Origin of the sequence: Xinfangfangia pollutisoli (genome assembly GCF_020179405.1) — a bacterium.
Taxonomy (GTDB): domain Bacteria; phylum Pseudomonadota; class Alphaproteobacteria; order Rhodobacterales; family Rhodobacteraceae; genus Pseudogemmobacter; species Pseudogemmobacter pollutisoli.
Genome location: NZ_JAICBZ010000010.1, coordinates 19,043 through 35,550, shown reverse-complemented (window position 1 = coordinate 35,550; position 16,508 = coordinate 19,043). Strand labels below are relative to the sequence as shown.

Annotated in this window: 10 protein-coding genes; 3 read left to right on the top strand and 7 right to left on the bottom strand. The window is 68.5% G+C overall.

Features of this window, described 5'->3' with window-relative positions; genetic code table 11:
* Positions 1-80: 80 nt before the first annotated feature.
* Positions 81-815: a Crp/Fnr family transcriptional regulator gene (locus K1Y73_RS05690; RefSeq protein ID WP_225027099.1), complete on the top strand. Its 735-nt coding sequence runs from the start codon at positions 81-83 to the stop codon at positions 813-815.
* A 24-nt stretch (positions 816-839) separates the two neighbouring features.
* Here the strand turns inward: K1Y73_RS05690 and K1Y73_RS05685 are convergent, their stop codons facing one another.
* The 7 genes from K1Y73_RS05685 to K1Y73_RS05660 form a co-directional block, all read right to left on the bottom strand.
* On the bottom strand, positions 840-2,621 hold the full coding sequence (locus K1Y73_RS05685) for an SLC13 family permease (protein WP_225027098.1): 1,782 nt from the start codon (positions 2,619-2,621) through the stop codon (positions 840-842).
* 74 nt (positions 2,622-2,695) lie between these two features.
* On the bottom strand, positions 2,696-3,568 hold the full coding sequence (locus tag K1Y73_RS05680; protein ID WP_225027097.1) for a transglutaminase family protein: 873 nt from the start codon (positions 3,566-3,568) through the stop codon (positions 2,696-2,698).
* Positions 3,565-12,171, bottom strand: coding sequence for a GH36-type glycosyl hydrolase domain-containing protein (locus K1Y73_RS05675; protein ID WP_225027096.1), 8,607 nt, complete (start codon positions 12,169-12,171; stop codon positions 3,565-3,567). The genes K1Y73_RS05680 and K1Y73_RS05675 overlap by 4 nt, the downstream gene beginning before the upstream one ends.
* Positions 12,172-12,283: 112 nt before the next feature.
* Positions 12,284-12,415 (bottom strand): hypothetical protein, encoded by a 132-nt coding sequence (locus K1Y73_RS21995; protein ID WP_263626527.1) that lies wholly within the window; start codon positions 12,413-12,415, stop codon positions 12,284-12,286.
* 222 nt (positions 12,416-12,637) lie between these two features.
* On the bottom strand, positions 12,638-12,847 hold the full coding sequence (locus K1Y73_RS05670; protein WP_225027135.1) for a YgaP family membrane protein: 210 nt from the start codon (positions 12,845-12,847) through the stop codon (positions 12,638-12,640).
* A gap of 235 nt (positions 12,848-13,082) precedes the next feature.
* Positions 13,083-13,283 (bottom strand): hypothetical protein, encoded by a 201-nt coding sequence (locus K1Y73_RS05665; protein WP_225027095.1) that lies wholly within the window; start codon positions 13,281-13,283, stop codon positions 13,083-13,085.
* A 220-nt stretch (positions 13,284-13,503) separates the two neighbouring features.
* Positions 13,504-15,003: a CoA-acylating methylmalonate-semialdehyde dehydrogenase gene (locus K1Y73_RS05660; protein WP_225027094.1), complete on the bottom strand. Its 1,500-nt coding sequence runs from the start codon at positions 15,001-15,003 to the stop codon at positions 13,504-13,506.
* Positions 15,004-15,105: 102 nt separating this feature from the next.
* Between K1Y73_RS05660 and K1Y73_RS05655 the strand changes: the two genes are divergently transcribed.
* Together K1Y73_RS05655 and K1Y73_RS05650 are read left to right on the top strand one after the other, a co-directional pair.
* A complete protein-coding gene (locus K1Y73_RS05655; protein ID WP_225027093.1) occupies positions 15,106-16,029 on the top strand; it encodes a LysR family transcriptional regulator in 924 nt (307 codons plus the stop codon).
* A 41-nt stretch (positions 16,030-16,070) separates the two neighbouring features.
* A complete protein-coding gene (locus K1Y73_RS05650; RefSeq protein ID WP_225027092.1) occupies positions 16,071-16,505 on the top strand; it encodes a CBS domain-containing protein in 435 nt (144 codons plus the stop codon).
* The last annotated feature ends 3 nt before the right edge of the window (positions 16,506-16,508 follow it).

Here is a 16,508-nt window from a genome sequence, read left to right as displayed (position 1 = left end):
GGAATGGGGTAAGCTGCGCTGATCGAGAGCAGTCCCCGAGCCAGTCTCGACATCTCCTTGGCATCCGAAAGGACCGGCTCATGACAGCGGCGATCCAAAGCCCGCTTGCGCGAAAGCTTTCGGCCTTTGCGGCCTTGTCCGAGGCCGAGCTTGCCATGCTTGCCCGCCTGCACGGGCGCCGGCGGGCCTTTGTCGCGGGGCGCGACATGGCGCATCAGGGCCAGTCCGACCAGGCCGCCTATATCCTGTCGGCGGGCTGGGTCTGTTCCTACAAGATCCAGCCCGATGGCCGGCGGCAGATCGTCGATTTCCAGGTGCCGGGCGATTTTCTGGGATTGCGCAGCGTCTTGCTGCGCACCTCGGATCACGGGTTCGAGCCGATCGTCGACATCCAGGCGGCCGAGGTTCTGACGGGCGATCTGCTCGATGTCTTCGCGCAGACGCCGCGGCTTGCCATGGCCATTCTCTGGGCGGCATCGCGCGACGAGGCGATGGTGGTGGAACATCTGGTCGGCATCGGTCGGCGCGATGCGGGGGCGCGCATGGCGCATTTCCTGCTGGAACTGGGTGCAAGGCTGGCGCTGGTCGGCATGGGCAGCAAGCAGGGCTATGACTGCCCGCTGACGCAATATCATCTGGCCGATGCGCTTGGGCTAAGCGCGGTGCATGTGAACCGGGTGTTGCGGCAATTGCGCGAAAGCGGTCTGGTGACCTTCCGCGACGGCCATGTGACCTTTCACGATTACGGCGGCCTGGTGGATTTCGCGGGTTTCGATCCGGCCTATCTGGACCAGACCGGGCCGCTGCTGAAGTAGGCCGGGCCCAGGGTAGAACGCGGGCTAGAACGGGAAGAACACCGGAATCGCCAGCACCGCGGCGATGCCCACGATGACATTCATCGGCAGGCCGATCTTCACGAAATCGGCGAACCTGTAATTGCCGGCGCCATAGACCAGCGTGTTGGTCTGATAGCCGATGGGCGTGGCGAAGCTGGCGCTGGCGCCGAACATGACGGCAACGACGAAGGGGCGCGGATCGACGCCGATCTGCGAGGCAAGGCCGATGGCCAAAGGGGTCAGCACGACCGCGACGGCGCTGTTGGTGACCGCCTCGGTCAGGATCGAGGCCAGCAGATAGACCGCGGCCAGCGTGACGATCGGGGGCAGGCCGTCAAGCAGCGGCGCCACCGCCCCGACGATCAGCGCAATCGCCCCCGATTGCTGCAGCCCCGCGCCGACGATCAGCATGGAAAAGATCAGCACCAGCACGCCCGCGTCGATCGAGCCCCAGGCCTCGTCATTGTCGATGCAGCGCAGCACCAGAAGACCGGCCACGGCGACCAGGGCGACAAGGCTGATATCGGCAACCCCCATGGCGGCCAGGGCAACCACTGCCACCAGCGCCGCAAGCGCGACGGGCGCCTTGCCGCGCCGGAAGGGCCGGCCGCCGGCCACCGTGACCCCGGCCAGATCGCCCGCCTCGATCAGGCGGTCATAGCTTTCCTCGGTGCCTTCAAGCAGCAGCTTGTCGGCCGGCCTGAGCAGCATGGTCGACAGGTCGGGGCCCAGGCTTTCACCATGGCGATGGGCGCCCAGCACCCGCATTCCGTAGCGGACCCCCATGGTCAGCTGCGCGATGCGCACGCCGCGGCGGCGATGCGCCAGGGTCACGATCGCCTCGGCCACGGTTGTCTCGGCGGTCTCTTCGGCGCGCGGGCCCTGACGCAAGCCGACATCCCAGCCGTTCCGGCTGCGGAAGGTCAGAAGCTCGGAGGTGCGGATGATCGCGATCAGCCGGTCGCCCGCGGCCAGGATGTGGCGCATCGCGTCCGCGCGCTTGATCTCGGCGCCAGAGCGCACGCCGATGATCGTCACCCCCGGGCGGGTCAGGTCGTCGATCTCGGCCAGGGGGCGGCCCAGGCCCTGGAAATCGTCGGTCGGGCGCAGTTCGGTCAGGAAATCGGCTTCGCCCGCCGCGCCCAGATCGGCCTGATCCCGGCGGTTGGGCAGCAGGACCGGGCCAAGCAGCAGCAGTGTCGCCCCGCCGGTCAGCGCCACGATCAGCCCGACCGGGGTGATCGACAGGATCGAGAAGGGCGCCATCCCCATCTCGCGCGCGACGCCATCGACCAGCAGATTGGTCGAGGTGCCGATCAGCGTACAGGTCCCGCCCAGGACCGCCATATAGGAAAGCGGAATCAGCAGCTGCGTCGCCGCAAGCCCCAGGCTTTGCGCCAGCCGGATGGCGACCGGGATCAGCACCAGCACCACCGGCGTGTTGTTCATCAGCGCCGAAGCCAGAAGCGTGGCACCCAGAAACAGCGCCGTTGCGGCGACGGGGCGCTGCGCCGCCGCCGCCACGACGCGGTTTGCCAGGGCATCCAGCAGGCCCGTGCGCACAAGCGCGCCGCTGAGGATGAACATCGCGGCGATGGTCAGGGGCGCGGGGTTCGAAAACGCCGCCAGAACCCGGTCTTCCGCCACCAGCCCGAACACCACAAACCCGGCCGCGACGGCAGCGGCGGTGACTTCGGGGGCGAAGCGTTCGTACAAGAAGCCTGCGAACAGCAGGACCAGCAGCGCAAGCGCAAGATAGGGCTGATAGGCGGGCAGATCGGGCATGCTTGTGTCTCTGGGTGGCTGTGGCAGACATGGGCCGGGCAGGGCAGCGATCACGGGCGGGGCGCGCCTTTGCCCTATGAGGCGATCACCGTATGCGACACCTCGACGCTGAGGCTGCGCATTGTGTTTCCCGGCCCCAGAAAACTTCCCGCGACCGGGACGACCTGATGAATGCCGCGGGCGACCGCGACGGGGATCAGGTTCTTCGACCCGACGCTTTGATTGGTGGGATCAAAGGCCACCCAGCCCGCGCCAGGCACGAAGACTTCGGCCCAGGCATGGGTCGACCCCGCGCCCCCCGAGCCGACAAGCCGGGTTTCGGGATCGAAGAGATAGCCCGAAACGATCCGCGCGCCCAGGCTGAGCGTGCGCACCGCTTCGGCAAACAGCACCGCAAAGTCGCGGCACGACCCCCAGCCGCGGGACAGGGTTTCCAGCGGCGCCTGCGTGCCTTCCCGCTCGCGTCCCTGATAGGATATCTGCTGCGACACCCCGTTGGCGATGTCCTTCAGCAGCGACAGCGTATGGGTCGGGCGCTGGCGCACGAACCCCTCGACCCAGGCCGACAGCCGGCCGTCGGGATCGGGATATTGCGGCAGGGTCAGGGCGCCCAGGTCGGCCCAGTCATCGGCGGAATACAGGAAGGGAAAGCTGATCGCCTCGGCCGAGATGGCGAAGACCGGCCAGACCGGCGCGGTCAGATCCACCGTCGCGCGGCTTTCGATCAGAAGCCGGTCGGTGGGCTGATGGAATTGCGCGGTTGCCACCGCATTTCCGGCCACGTCATGCGCCCAGGTGATGTCGGCCTCGGGCGTGAGGGTGATCTCATGCGACACCAGCCGCAGCTCGCGCGCTTCGCGGGGGCGCAACATCATCCGGTGCGGGCCCAGAAGCACCGGTTGGCCATAGAGATATTCGGTCCGGTGACAGGTTGTCAGCGTGGTCATGGCCGGTGTCTTTCGGGTTCGGAGGCGACGGGCGGGCCCGCGTCGAGAAGCAGGGTCACGGTCTGGGGCTGGCCGTTCAGCGGCAAAAGCGCCACCGCCCCGCGCAGGACCGTGCCGCCATCGGCGCCAGCCTCGGTCCTGTCCGCGGCCGCGTCGTCGGCGGGGCTGGCGCGCAGGACCCGGATCCTGCAATCGGTGCCCGCCACCCGCAGCGTGATGGAAAAGCCCGGCCAGTCCGGCGGAATGCTGGGCGCGATCCGCAGATGGTCGCCCTGCCGCGTCACCCCAAGGATGCCCTCGATGGCCGCGCGATGCATCCAGGCGGCCGAGCCGGTATACCAGCTCCAGCCGCCGCGGCCGACATGCGGGGCCACCGAATAGACATCGGCCGCCACGACATAGGGTTCGGTCCGGTAGCGCCGCAGCGCTTCGGGCGTGCGGCTGTGGTTGATCGGATTGAGCATGCTGAACAGATCGACCGCGCGCGCGCCTTCCCCCAGCTGCGCCCAGGCCAGGACGGCCCACATCGCCGCATGGCTGTATTGCCCGCCATTCTCGCGCAGGCCCGGCGGATAGCCGGCAATATAGCCCGGATCCGGCCTGACCGGGTCAGGCCCGGTGCCGAAGGGCGGGGTGAACAACCGCATCAGCGCTTGGTCGCGGTCGACCAGCAGCCGCTCGGCCGAGATCATTGCCAGCCGCGCCCGCGCGGGATCGGCCTGGCCCGACAGCACCGCCCAGCTTTGCGGGATCGTGTCGATGCAACAGGCCAGTCCGCCCGCCGCCCCCAGCCAGGTTCCGTCATCAAAGGTGGCGCGGCGATACCAGTCGCCATCCCAGGCCTGGCTTTCCATCGCCTGGCGCAGCGCCTTGGCCCGCGCGCGCCAGCGCTGTGCCCTTGCCGGATCGCGCTGTTGCGCAAGCGGTGCGAAAGCCGCAAGCGTCTGCAGCAGCAGCCAGCCCAGCCAGACGCTTTCGCCCCGGCCCGCGGCGCCGACGCGGTTCATCCCGTCATTCCAGTCGCCGCTGCCGATCAGCGGCAGGCCATGCCGCCCCGTCAGGCCAAGCGCGCGGTCCAGCCCCAGGGCGCAATGCTCGAACAGCGAGGCGCCATGGCCGGCATCGTCGGGCAGGAAGAAGGCGTCCTGCTCGGCCTCGCCAAGGCGATGGCCTTCCAGAAAGCCCAGCTGTTCGTCCAGGATCGCCGCATCGCCCGTCGCCGTCACATAGGCCGCTACCGCATGGCCCAGCCAGACGCAATCGTCGGAAATGCGCGTGCGCACGCCCTGGCCGGAATGCGGCAGCCACCAGTGCTGCACGTCGCCTTCCGGGAATTGGCGGCCGGCGACCCGCAGCAGATGGGCGCGGGTCTGTTCGGGGCGGGTCAGCATGAAGGCCATATTGTCCTGCAGCTGGTCACGGAACCCATAGGCGCCGCTGGCCTGGTAGAAGGCCGCGCGCGCCTCGATCCGGCAGGCAAGCGCCTGATAGGGCAGCCAGCCATTGACCATGATGTCCATCGCCCGATCCGGCGTCGCGATCTGAACATCGCCCAACCTGTCGTGCCAGTGGCGCTGGACCGCGTCCAGTTCGGCCTGCATGTCGGCCGCGCCAAGCCGGTTCAGCAGCGCCGCAACCGCCGCCGCATCGCGGCATTGGCCCAGAAGATGCACGATCTCGACGCTTTCCCCCGGCGCAAGCGTCAGGGTCTTCATCAGCGCAAGGCAGGGGTCAAGCCCCGCCCCGATCCGGCCCGACATCCGGCCGCCCGGGCGCAGCGCGGCGGGATGCGCCAGACTGCCGCCATGGCCCAGGAATTCCGTGCGGTCGCCCGTCCAGGCCTCGGCCGGCCCGGTGGCCGAGGCCAGCGCGGCGAACATCACCCGCCCCGGAAAGGCGGTGTTCCAGGGGTTGCGCACCAGCAGGGCCCCGGTTTCCGGCTGATGCGCGGTGACAAGGAAGGGCGCCGCGGCGGCGCGCGACAGGCCCATCACCGGCTCGGCATAGGCAATCACGCTCAGCCGGCGCGGCCGGGTCCCGGCATTGCGCAGCTGCAGCCGCGAGATCCGGACCGGGTCTTCCCGTGGCACGAACTGGACCAGATCGCAGGCGATCTCTTCGGCCAGATGCTGAAACCGGCTGAAGCCGAAGCCATGCCGCACCACATGCGGCTGGGCGCCGGCCTGGGGCGGCAGCGGGCGGGCGAGCGGCGAAAACACCGCCCCGCTGTCTTCGTCGCGAATGTAGAATGCCTCGCCCGCAGGGTCGGCGACAGCGTCATTGGACCAGGGCGTCAGCTGATTGTCGCGGCTGTTCTCGGCCCAGACAAAGCCGCTTCCGCTGGCCGAGATCTGACAGCCGAAGCCCGGATTGGCGATGACGTTGATCCAGGGGGCAGGGGTGCTGTCGCCGGGGCCAAGGCGGATCACATAATCGCGCCCGTCGCGGTCGAACCCGCCGGTTCCGTTGAAGAATTCCAGGTCCTTTCCCTCGGCCGGGCGCGCGGCTTCGGCGCGGGCGCGCGCCGTCCTGTCCCAGCGCAGGGCGCCCCTGCGATGGATCGCAGCGGGCCAGAGGTCGCCGCTCGGGGCCTGCGTCAGCCCGGGCTCGGCCAGCAGCGCATCAAGCTGGTCGCCGATCCGGCCACGCCGCGCCAGCAAGACCACGCGGGCCGCGGCCAGAAGCAGCGCCCGCGTGTCGGGCGCGATCAGATCGGCGCGGAGCGCGAACACCGCGCCGCGGGCCGGCGCGCGCGGCTCGCCCGGGCGGAAATGGCTGCTGCGCAGGGCAATGTCGATCGCGGTCTGCAGATCCTTGACATAAGAGGCCGGGTGTTCGTTCAGGATCACCAGATCGACGGCCAGCTGCTTGCCCAGCCAGTATTCATGCGCCTGAAGCAGGGCCCGGACCTGGCCGATATCGGCCGGATCGTCGATGCGCAGCACCACGATTGGCAGATCGCCAGAGATCGCCAGTGGCCAAAGCCCGGACTGGCGCCCCGCACCCTGGCTCAGCGCGGCGGGCGGCAGGCGGAAGCGGCGGTCGTGATACAGGATCGGCGCGGCAAGGCGCTGGAAATCGGCTGCTTCGGTCGAGGAAATCGCCAGATGGCGCAGCTGCACCCGCGCCTGCGTCCAGGCCAGGGTCCGGGCCCGCTCATAGGCGTTGCGGTCGTGATGGCGGTCGATCAGATCCAGCAGCGCCGCGCGGCTGTCGGCCGCCACCATCCACAGCAGGACCCGCGCCGTCCGCCCGGGCGCGACCAGAATCCGGTTGCGCAAGGCGAAAACCGGGTCCAGCACCGTGCCCGTGCCTCCGGCCAGCGGCGCCGGATCGGTGATGGCGCGCGGCTGGGTCTGGTCATGGTCGCGCCCGAAGGCGCTGTCGCGGTCGCTGTCATATTGTAGGGGGGCCACGGTCTTGCCCTCGACCACGGTGAATTGCGCCACCCAGACCTCGGGCTCTTCGGGGCTTCGCCGCCGGCGCCAGGCGATCAGCGCGCCATATTCGGGCAGGAATTCGGTCTGGACGAACATCCGCGAAAAGGCCGGATGCGCCCGTTCCGCGCCGGGTTCAGCCAGGGTCAGTTCGACATAGGAGGTGACATCCAGCTCGCATGGCTTGCGCCCGCCATTGGTCACCGACAGGCGCCGCACTTCCGCATCCGCCTCGCCCGAGACCAGAATGTCCAGCACCGTCTCAAGCCGGCCGCTGCGGGCGGTGAAGGTGGCGTGATCCTCGAAGAACTGCACATCCGCGTCTTCGGCCGTGTCCGGCGCGCCCGGGCCGAAGCACAGTTCGGACCCGTCCGACAGCGTGCGGATGTGAAGGCTGGCGCCGTGATGGTCGCGTGTCGCATCCTCGCGCCAGCGGGTCAGCGCGATGGCGCCCCAGCGGCTGAAACTGCCGCCGGTGGCGGTCAGCATCACCGCATAGCGGCCGTTCGACATCAGATGCGTTACCGGCGGCCCGTCCGGGCGGCCGGCGATCCGCCGCGCGCGGTCGGCCTCGGAGGGGATGAGATCGCGCGGCGTGGCATCTTCCAGCGCCGGCAGGGCGCGGCTGATATCGCGCGGCAGCCGTTCCTGCAGCAGCAACTCGCTGGCCTGGTTCATCGGTTCGCGGTGGAAGCGGCGGCGCATCAGGCCGCCGGTCAGGGCATTGGCGATCGCGACGATGGTCATGCCCTGATGATGCGCCATATAGCTTTGCACCAGCGCAAGGCGGCGGTCTGGCTGCACCCGGTCGGGAGTGAAGTCGAGCGCCTCGTAGAAGCCGCAATGTCCCAGCCCGCCCAGTGCGGCAAGCGCGTCATAGTTCCGCCGTGCCGCGCCCGGATCCAGCATCGCGGCCAGGCCCGTCGCATAGGGCGCGATCACCAGATCGCCCGCAAGCCCGCGCTTCAGCCCGAACCCCGGCACCCCGAAGGTCGAATACTGATAGTTGAAATCCACATCCCGCGCGTTGAAGCCGGATTCCGAAATGCCCCACGGCACGCCCTGCGTCCGGCCATAGGCGATCTGGCCCTCGACGATCAGGCGGCAGGTGCGGCCCAGCTGGCCGCCTTCGGGTTCCTCGATCACCAGACCCGGCATCAGATATTCGAACATCGACCCGGCCCAGGACACCAGCGCGGCGCCGCCCGGCGTTGCCATGACCGTGCGGCCCAGGCGGAACCAGTGCCGCAGCGGCAGGTCCTGCTTGGCGATGGCGAAAAGACTGGCCAGCCGCGCCTCCGAGGCCAGAAGGTCATAGCAGGACGGGTCAAGCGCGTTCTCATGCACCGCATAGCCGATCGACAGAAGCTTGCGCTCGGGGTCCAGCAGGAAGCCGAAATCCATCTCGACGGCAAATCGGCGGGCCAGCGCGCCCAGCCGAAGCAGCTCTGCCGCCAGATAGGGCTGGTCGGCGGCGCTTGCGGTGGCATCGGCCGCCGCTTCGGCCAGACCATCGCGCAACACGGCCAGCCAGCGCGGCGCATGCGGGGGCAGGGCGGCCGGCGGCGGCGACAGGGCTTCGGCCTTGGCGGCCAGGCGCTGCAGGAAGGGCCAGTTGACCTTCGCCTGTTTCAGACCCTCGCGCAGGGCGGCCATCGTATCGTCCGCGGCACCGCCGGGCGGGGCGGCCTGCGGCGGGGCCTCGGCTTCTGCCAGGTCCAGCAGATCGGTCAGCCCTGGGGATCGCGGGTCGGTCGCAGCGTCGGGGCGGGCGGCCCAGTCTTCGCAGGCATTGGCCAGGGCAATCAGATGGCCGGCCAGATTGCCGCTGTCCACCGACGAGATGTAGGGCGGGTCCAGGACCCGACCGTCGCGCGTGTCATACCAGTTGTAGAAATGCCCCTTGACCCGCGGCAGCGTTTCCAGCGTGGCCAGGGTCGCGGCGATGCGGCGGGTGGCCTGGTGCAGGCCGATCCAACCCAGATCGCGCGCGGTGACCGTGGCCAGAAGGTAAAGCCCGATATTGGTGGGCGAGGTGCGATGCGCGATGGCGGGCTGCGGCTCTTCCTGGAAATTGTCGGGCGGCAGATGGCTGTCTTCGGCGGTCACGAAGGTTTCGAAATAATGCCAGGTCCGGCGCGCGATCAGCCGCAGCGCCTGCGCATCCTCAGGGGTCAGCAGGGCGTCGGCCTGGGCCCGCGACGGCTGGCTTGCGCGAAACGCGATCAGCGGCGCGGCCAGCCAGAGCATGGCGAAGGGCAGGATCAGCGGCAGCGCGCCGGGGGCGGTCAGGCCCGCAAGGCCCGCTGTGCAAAGGCCCAGGGCAATCCCCGGCGCCATGGCCCGCGCAAATCCCGGCAGATCGGGGCGTGGCGCGGCCGCGGCCGAGGCGGCGGTGGTCCATTCCAGCAGATGGCGGCGCGATACGCCAAGCCGCCACAGCGTGCGGGCGATCGCATCCAGCGCCCGCCAGGCCGCATCGGCCAGCAGGCTGACCGACAGCCCGGTCTGCAGCAGGGCAAGCGCCAGGTCTTCGCGGATCAGGCGCAGATGGTTGCCGACATGCAGGCGCTTGTGATGCGGCACGGCCGAAAGGGCCGCATGCAGGAAGGCCGGAAGGCTCAGCGCGATCAGCGCCAGCAGCGTCGCCAGCACGGCGGCCGGGCCGGGCAGCAGCCAGCCCAGGGCCAACATCGCCAGCGTGACGGGCGCCAGCAGCGACCGGCGCAGCGTGTCCAGCACCTTGACGCGTCCCAGCGCCCCCAGCCCGCCGTCCCGGCCCAGCCAGGGCAGCAATTGCCAGTCGCCGCGACACCAGCGATGCAGCCGCCGCGCCGCCAGATCCTGCCGGTCGGGAAAGGATTCGATCAGTTCCACATCCGAAACCAGCCCGGCCCGCGCGAAGATGCCTTCCAGCAGGTCATGGCTGAGAAGGCTGTTCTCCGGCACCCGCCCGGCCATCGCCGCCTGGAAGACATCGACATCATAGATGCCCTTGCCGGTGAACGAGCCTTCGCCGAACAGATCCTGATAGACATCCGAGGCCGCGGCCGCATAGGGATCCATCCCGCCCGGGCCCGCCGTCGCGCGCAGAAAGGCGGTGCCGCGCCGTGCGGTCGGAAGCGACGGGGTGATCCGCGGCTGAAGGATAGCGTGGCCGGCGGTGACCCGGTTCAGCACCGGATCCAGGATCGGCCGGTTCAGCGGATGCGCCATCTTGCCGATCAGCCGCAGGGCCGCGTCGCGCGGCAGCCTTGTGTCGGAATCCAGCGTCAGCACATAGCGCACCCCGCCGGGCACCCAGGGAACGCTGCCATCCGCCTGGCGGTAATCGGTATCCTCGGCCCCGCGCAGCAGGCGGTTCAGCGCATGCAGCTTGCCGCGCTTGCGTTCCCAACCCATCCAGACCCGCTCGGTCACATTGTAGCGTCGCAGCCGATGCAGATGCAGAAAGCGCGCGCCCGAGGGCCCGGGGCCGTGAAGCGCGTTCAGCCGCGCCATCTCGGCGTCGATCCATCCGATCAGCGGCGCATCGGCGGGCATATGCTGCTCGGGCGCATCCAGCCCGTCGGTCAAAAGCGCAAAGCCCACCTCGCCCTGGCCGCCCGACAGGTAATGCACCTCCAGCCCTTCAAGCTGGTCGCGCAGATCGGCGGCCGAGGTCAGCAATGTCGGCACGACCACAAGCGTGCGCAAGCCGGCCGGCACGCCGCCTTCCAGCGCCAGCCCTGGCAGGACCGTCGCGGGCACGGACCAGGCCACCAGACGGTCGACCACCAGTTGCGCGACGGCGCTGGCGGGAAGCAGCGCCGCCAGAAGCCAAAGCGCAAGCATCGCCCAGGACAGCGCCGGGCCCGCCAGAGCCGACAGGCCCCAGGCGCCCAGCACCAGCAGCGCAAGCGTGACCGACAGGATGCTGCCAAGATAGCCCGCAAGCGCGGGCCGGAATTGCAGCCGGCGCCTTGTGCTGGGGCGATAGCCGATCTGCTTCTCGAAGGCCGCGCGGCCCTCGGCCAGCAGATGCCAGCCCGGATCGCTTCTGCGCTGCATCTCGGCCCCCGACACCGGGCCCGGTGCGGCCTGCGCCTCGGCTGCGGCCGTCGCCAGAACCCGCTCGGCCAGGTCCAGCTCGCTCAGTTCGCTGTGGCGGGCCAGATCCTCGATCGCGGTGCGGTACAGGTTGCGGCTGGCAAAATCCATCTCGGCAAAGCCGGGATGCAGGCGCAGCTTGGCATCGACCAGGCTGACGCTTTCGAACAGGTCGGGCCAATCCGTCTCGGCGATGCTGCGCAGGCTGGTGATGACATTGCGCACCGTGACATTCGACGCGCCCTGACGTTCCTGCGCATGGCGCACCACCAGATCGACCGTCGATCCCTGCGCGACCAGCCGATCCTCCAGCCAGCCGATCGCCGGGGTCGTCACCGGGTCGCTGTCGCGCAGCCGCTTGGCCAGCTGTGCGGCGAAGATCTCGGACAGAAGCCCCGGCGGGCCAAGATCCGCGCGGCTTGCAAAGCCGGTCCGGCCCGCCGCCAGAAGCCTGTCCGCCAGCGCATCGGCCTTGCGCCGCATCCGGTAGCCCTGGGCGATCTGGTCGGAAAGTCGGCGCAGGTTTTCCAGCAGGACAAGGCGCAGGGTGATCGGAACCGCCCAAAGCTCGCCGATGGTCAGCGGCTGCACCTGCTGATAGGCGCGCAGAAAGCGGGTCAGCGCCGGCGGATCAAGGTGGCTGTCGGTATGGGCGACATAGGCCCAGATCAGCTCGAACACCCGCGGATAGCCGTGGAACGGCCCCTGTGCCAGCTTTGGCAGCAGCCGGTAATAGCCGGGCGGCAGGTCGCTGTGGCAGTCGCGCACCTGCGCTTCGACCCGGTGGAAATTGTCGATCAGCCACTGGGCGGCCGGAACGATGGACCGGCCCTGCGCCAGTTCGGTCAGGCAGGCCCGGCGCGTTGCGCGCAAGGCCGCGGCATTGTCATCCAGCCGCTGGCGCAGCGAGGTGACCCGCGGTGTCGAGGTGCAGATCCTTTGCACCTCGGCCAGGCTGGCGGCATGCTGCTCCAGCCGTTCGATGCCGAACAGATCCGCGCGCACCGGGGCGGCGCTGGCCCAGGGAGAGCCACATCTGCCGCGAATGCGCGGGATGCGCAGCGCCCAGGCCCTCATGTCACGGGCCCGAAGCCAAGCGGCCGGCCGGTTCGAAAGGCCGCAGCGCGATGGGCCGCGGCGGCCTTCGGGCTGTGCGTCGGGGCTGGGCGCATGCCAGGGCGCGCCCGGCTCAGGCCTTTTTTCCGGGCGGCTTGGAATCGATCGTCAGCCCCTTGCTGAACGACGGGGCCGGCGCCGGTTCAATCTTCTTCTGTTTCGGTTTCTTGTCTTCCCGTCCGCGACGGCTTTTGCCCTTCGCCATGGTCTTCTCCCAGATGAGGGATGCCTGAGAAAGCCCTCGCCCCGGTCGGGCGAAGACCGCCTGCGCCCCACGCCGGAGATCCGACGGGGCGCCGCGCGCATCCGTGCAAGGGCCGAGTATCGGGGAAGACCGGCGCCGCGATGCTGATTCACATCAGCCCGCGGCGGAAGTTTCTGCAGCGAACGGGTGGCCCGGCCGAGGGGGCCGGGCCGCCGCCTTGGACTATGCCCGTTTCATCGGGCAGGTCGACAGGCCCAGCAGGCTGTAAAGCGGGCAGGTGCCGAAAAGTCCGGTCAGAAGCGGGACCAGGCCGATCAGCTTGGCCCAATGCCAGGGGCCGGCGCCGTGGTCGAAGACGAACCAGACGATCAGCGCCAGGCCGATGACGATGCGCAGAACGCGGTCGATGCCGCCGACATTGGTCTTGAACATGGCTGAGGTCTTGGACATCTCTGGCCCTCCTTGTGGCTGGGACTTGGTTAAAGCCAGTCTAGCACAGATTTCACATGCGTTAAAATGAATGTTTGTCGCAGGGGCAGGGGGCGGGAACCCGCTGGACGAATTGGCCGATTTCAGCGGGATCAGGCCGGCCGCGGCTGCGGCCTGGCTTCGGCACTTAAAATCGGGCCGCGCGGTCCCGATGTTAAGGTCCTGGCGCGAAGACGTGTCAGGTCACCAAACTCAGATCGGAGGAGAAGAGATGGCTGACCCCAAAGACCCGACCCGAGACCAGCCCCGTGATCCGCGGCAGCCCCAGGTGGGCGATCCGCATCGGCAGCCCGAGCGTGCGCCGGGCCGGCAGCACGAGCAGGAAAGCCCGCAGCAAAACCCGCAGCGGGCCCCTGACCAGCGGCCCGGCCAGCAGCAAGCCGGCGGCGATCCGCGCAGCCCGCAGCGGCGCTGATCTGGCCCAATCTGGCCAAAAAACGCGATGGCTGAATTCGATCGTTGAATTCGATGACTGAATGAAAACGGCGGGGCTGCGGCCCCGCCGTTCGCGTATCTGCCATACGGCCGTATCTACCCTACGGGCGTATCGACCATACGCCCGTATTCGCCATTCGCCCGTATCGGCCCTGCGGGCGTCTTCAGTCCATCGCCTTGAAGTTCAGCGAGGCGCCTTCCTTGATGCCCGAGAACCAGCGCGCCGTGACCGTCTTGGTCTTGGTGTAGAAGCGGAACGCATCCGGCCCGTATTGGTTCAGGTCGCCGAAGGCCGACCGCTTCCAGCCGCCGAAGGAAAAATAGGACAGCGGCACCGGGATCGGGAAGTTGATCCCGACCATGCCCACATTCACCCGCGATGCGAAATCGCGCGCCGTGTCGCCATCGGCGGTGAAGATCGCGGTACCATTGCCATATTCATTGTCCATGACCAGGGCCAGCGCCTCGTCATAGGTCTTGGCGCGCACCTGGCTGAGGACCGGGCCGAAGATCTCTTGCTTGTAGATCTCCATGTCCGGGGTCACGTTGTCGAACAGCGACGGGCCGATGAAGAAGCCCTTCTCATAGCCCTGCAGCTTGAAGCCGCGGCCGTCGACCACCAGTTTCGCGCCCTGCTCGACACCGGAATCGATCAGCCCGCCAATCCGCGCCAACGAGGCGCTGGTGATCACGGGCCCGAAATCCACATCGTCGCCCGCGGTATAGGGCCCGATCTTCAGCTTCTCGATCCGCGGCACCAGCTTTTCGATCAGCGCATCCGCCGTCTTCTCGCCGACCGGCACAGCCACCGAAATCGCCATGCAGCGTTCGCCCGCCGCGCCGAACCCGGCGCCGATCAGCGCATCGGCCGCCTTGTCCAGATCGGCATCGGGCATGATGACCATGTGGTTCTTGGCGCCGCCAAAGCATTGCGCCCGCTTGCCGTTCGTCGCCGCGCGGCCATAGATGTATTGCGCGATCGGGGTCGAGCCGACAAAGCCCACCGCCTGGATCACCGGATGGTCCAGAATGCCGTCGACGACGTCCTTGTCGCCATTCACCACCTGCAGCACGCCATCGGGCAGGCCGGCTTCCTGGAACAGTTCGGCCAGCAGCAGCGCGGTCGAGGGGCAGCGCTCGGACGGCTTCAGGATCATCGCATTGCCCGAGGCGATGGCGGGCGCCATCTTCCACAGCGGGATCATCGCCGGGAAGTTGAACGGCGTGATGCCGGCCACCACGCCCAGCGGCTGGCGCATGGCGTAAAGGTCGATGCCCGGGCCGGCGCTGTCGGTGAATTCACCCTTCAGCATCGCCGGCGCGCCCATGCAGACCTCGACCACCTCAAGCCCGCGCTGCACGTCGCCACGGGCGTCGGGCAGGGTCTTGCCATGTTCGCGGCTGACCAGTTCGGCCAGACGGTCCATGTTCTTGTTGATCAGCGCGCCGAAGGCCATCATCACCCGCGCGCGGCGCTGCGGGTTCACATTGGCCCAGGCCTTCTGCGCGACGGCCGCCTTCTGGATCGCATCGTCCAGCTCGGTCGCGGTGGCCAGCGCCAGGCGTGCCTGCACTTCGCCGGTGGCAGGGTTGTAGACATCGGCAAAGCGGCCGGACGTGCCCGCCACCAACTTGCCATTGATCCAGTGTCCGATCTCTTGCATCGCAAACCTCCCGTGCATCTGCATCGGTTTTACCCTTGCGGAAATGCGTAGGAAAGCGGCAATACTCCAAATCAGTCTTGCATAAACGCAAAGGATCCGGGGATGGATTGGGACGATCTGCGGATCTTCCTGGGCGTGGCGCGCGGGGAAAGCCTGTCGGGGGCGGGGCGGCTGCTGCGGATCGACCCGGCCACGGTCGGCCGGCGGGTGGCGCGGCTGGAGGCGGCGCTTGGCACAAGGCTGTTCGTCAAGGGCCCGCAGGGCTATGCGCTGACCGAGGCCGGGGCGCGGCTGGTGCCCGATGCCGAACGGGCCGAGGCGGCGGCGCTGGCGGCGATGGGCCGGCTGGCCGGGGCAGGGGCCGGCGGCGGGCTGTCGGGTCAGATCCGGCTGGGCGCGCCGGATGGCTGCGCGAATTACCTGCTGCCGCAGGTGCTGACCCGGATCGTCGCCGCCAATCCGGGGCTCGAGGTACAGCTGGTCGCCCTGCCGCGCCTGTTCAACCTGTCGAAACGCGAAGCCGACATGGCGATCGGCGTCTCGCGCCCCGAGACCGGGCGGCTGACGGTGCAGAAGCTGACCGACTACCATCTGAGCCTGGCCGCCAGCCGCGACTGGCTGGCACGCCATCCGGTCCGGGTGGCCGAAGATCTGCAACGGCAAAGCTTTGTCGGCTACATCCCCGATCTGATCTTCGACAAGGAACTGGATTACCTGGCCGAAATCGGCGCCCCGCCGGTCAGTTATTCGTCGAACTCGGTCTCGGTGCAGCTGAATTTCCTGCGCCAGGGCGCGGGCCTGGGCGTGGTGCATGATTTCGCCCTGCCATCGGCGCCCGAACTGCTGCGCGTCCTGCCCGAGCAGATCCGCCTGCGCCGCAGCTTCTGGCTGATCCGTCACGCCGAGGACACGCGCGTGGCCCGGCTGACCGGCTTCGCCGAGGCGCTGATCCGCGAATGCCGGGCGGAAATGCAGCGGCTGGAGGCCCTCGCCCAAAGGTCGGTCTTGACAGACTCGCCCCCATGACAAAGCCTTGATCTGACAAGTGGGAATTGCGGAGGAAACCCATGCTTGTCAGCCAGATCCTGAAATCCAAGCCCGAACAGGCGGTGGTCACCATCGCTCCGGGTGCAACTCTGTCCGATGCGGTGGCGCTGTTGTCGCAAAAGCGCATCGGTGCGGTGGTCGTGTCCGGCGACGGCAGACATGCAGCGGGCATCCTGTCGGAACGCGACATCGTGCGCGAACTGGGCCGGCGCGGCCCGACCTGCCTGACCGACCGGGTCGAGACGGTGATGACCAGCCGTCTGGTGACCTGCGCCCGCGGCGACCAGACCGATGCCGTGCTGGAAAAGATGACCGATGGCCGGTTCCGCCACATGCCGGTGATGGAAGGCGGCCAGATGGTCGGGCTGATCTCGATCGGCGATGTGGTCAAGGCGCGGCTTGAGGAATTGCATGCCGAAAAGGACGCGCTGGAAGGCATGATCAAGGGCTTCTGACCG

Bases quoted from the DNA above. Each gene is read 5' to 3' on its own strand.
- K1Y73_RS05660 (WP_225027094.1), bottom strand. From the start codon at position 15,003: ATGCAAGAGATCGGACACTGGATCAATGGCAAGTTGGTGGCGGGCACG.
- K1Y73_RS05655 (WP_225027093.1), top strand. From the start codon at position 15,106: ATGGATTGGGACGATCTGCGGATCTTCCTGGGCGTGGCGCGCGGGGAA.
- K1Y73_RS05675 (WP_225027096.1), bottom strand. From the start codon at position 12,171: ATGAGGGCCTGGGCGCTGCGCATCCCGCGCATTCGCGGCAGATGTGGC.
- K1Y73_RS21995 (WP_263626527.1), bottom strand. From the start codon at position 12,415: ATGGCGAAGGGCAAAAGCCGTCGCGGACGGGAAGACAAGAAACCGAAA.
- K1Y73_RS05650 (WP_225027092.1), top strand. From the start codon at position 16,071: ATGCTTGTCAGCCAGATCCTGAAATCCAAGCCCGAACAGGCGGTGGTC.
- K1Y73_RS05670 (WP_225027135.1), bottom strand. From the start codon at position 12,847: ATGTTCAAGACCAATGTCGGCGGCATCGACCGCGTTCTGCGCATCGTC.
- K1Y73_RS05680 (WP_225027097.1), bottom strand. From the start codon at position 3,568: ATGACCACGCTGACAACCTGTCACCGGACCGAATATCTCTATGGCCAA.
- K1Y73_RS05690 (WP_225027099.1), top strand. From the start codon at position 81: ATGACAGCGGCGATCCAAAGCCCGCTTGCGCGAAAGCTTTCGGCCTTT.
- K1Y73_RS05685 (WP_225027098.1), bottom strand. From the start codon at position 2,621: ATGCCCGATCTGCCCGCCTATCAGCCCTATCTTGCGCTTGCGCTGCTG.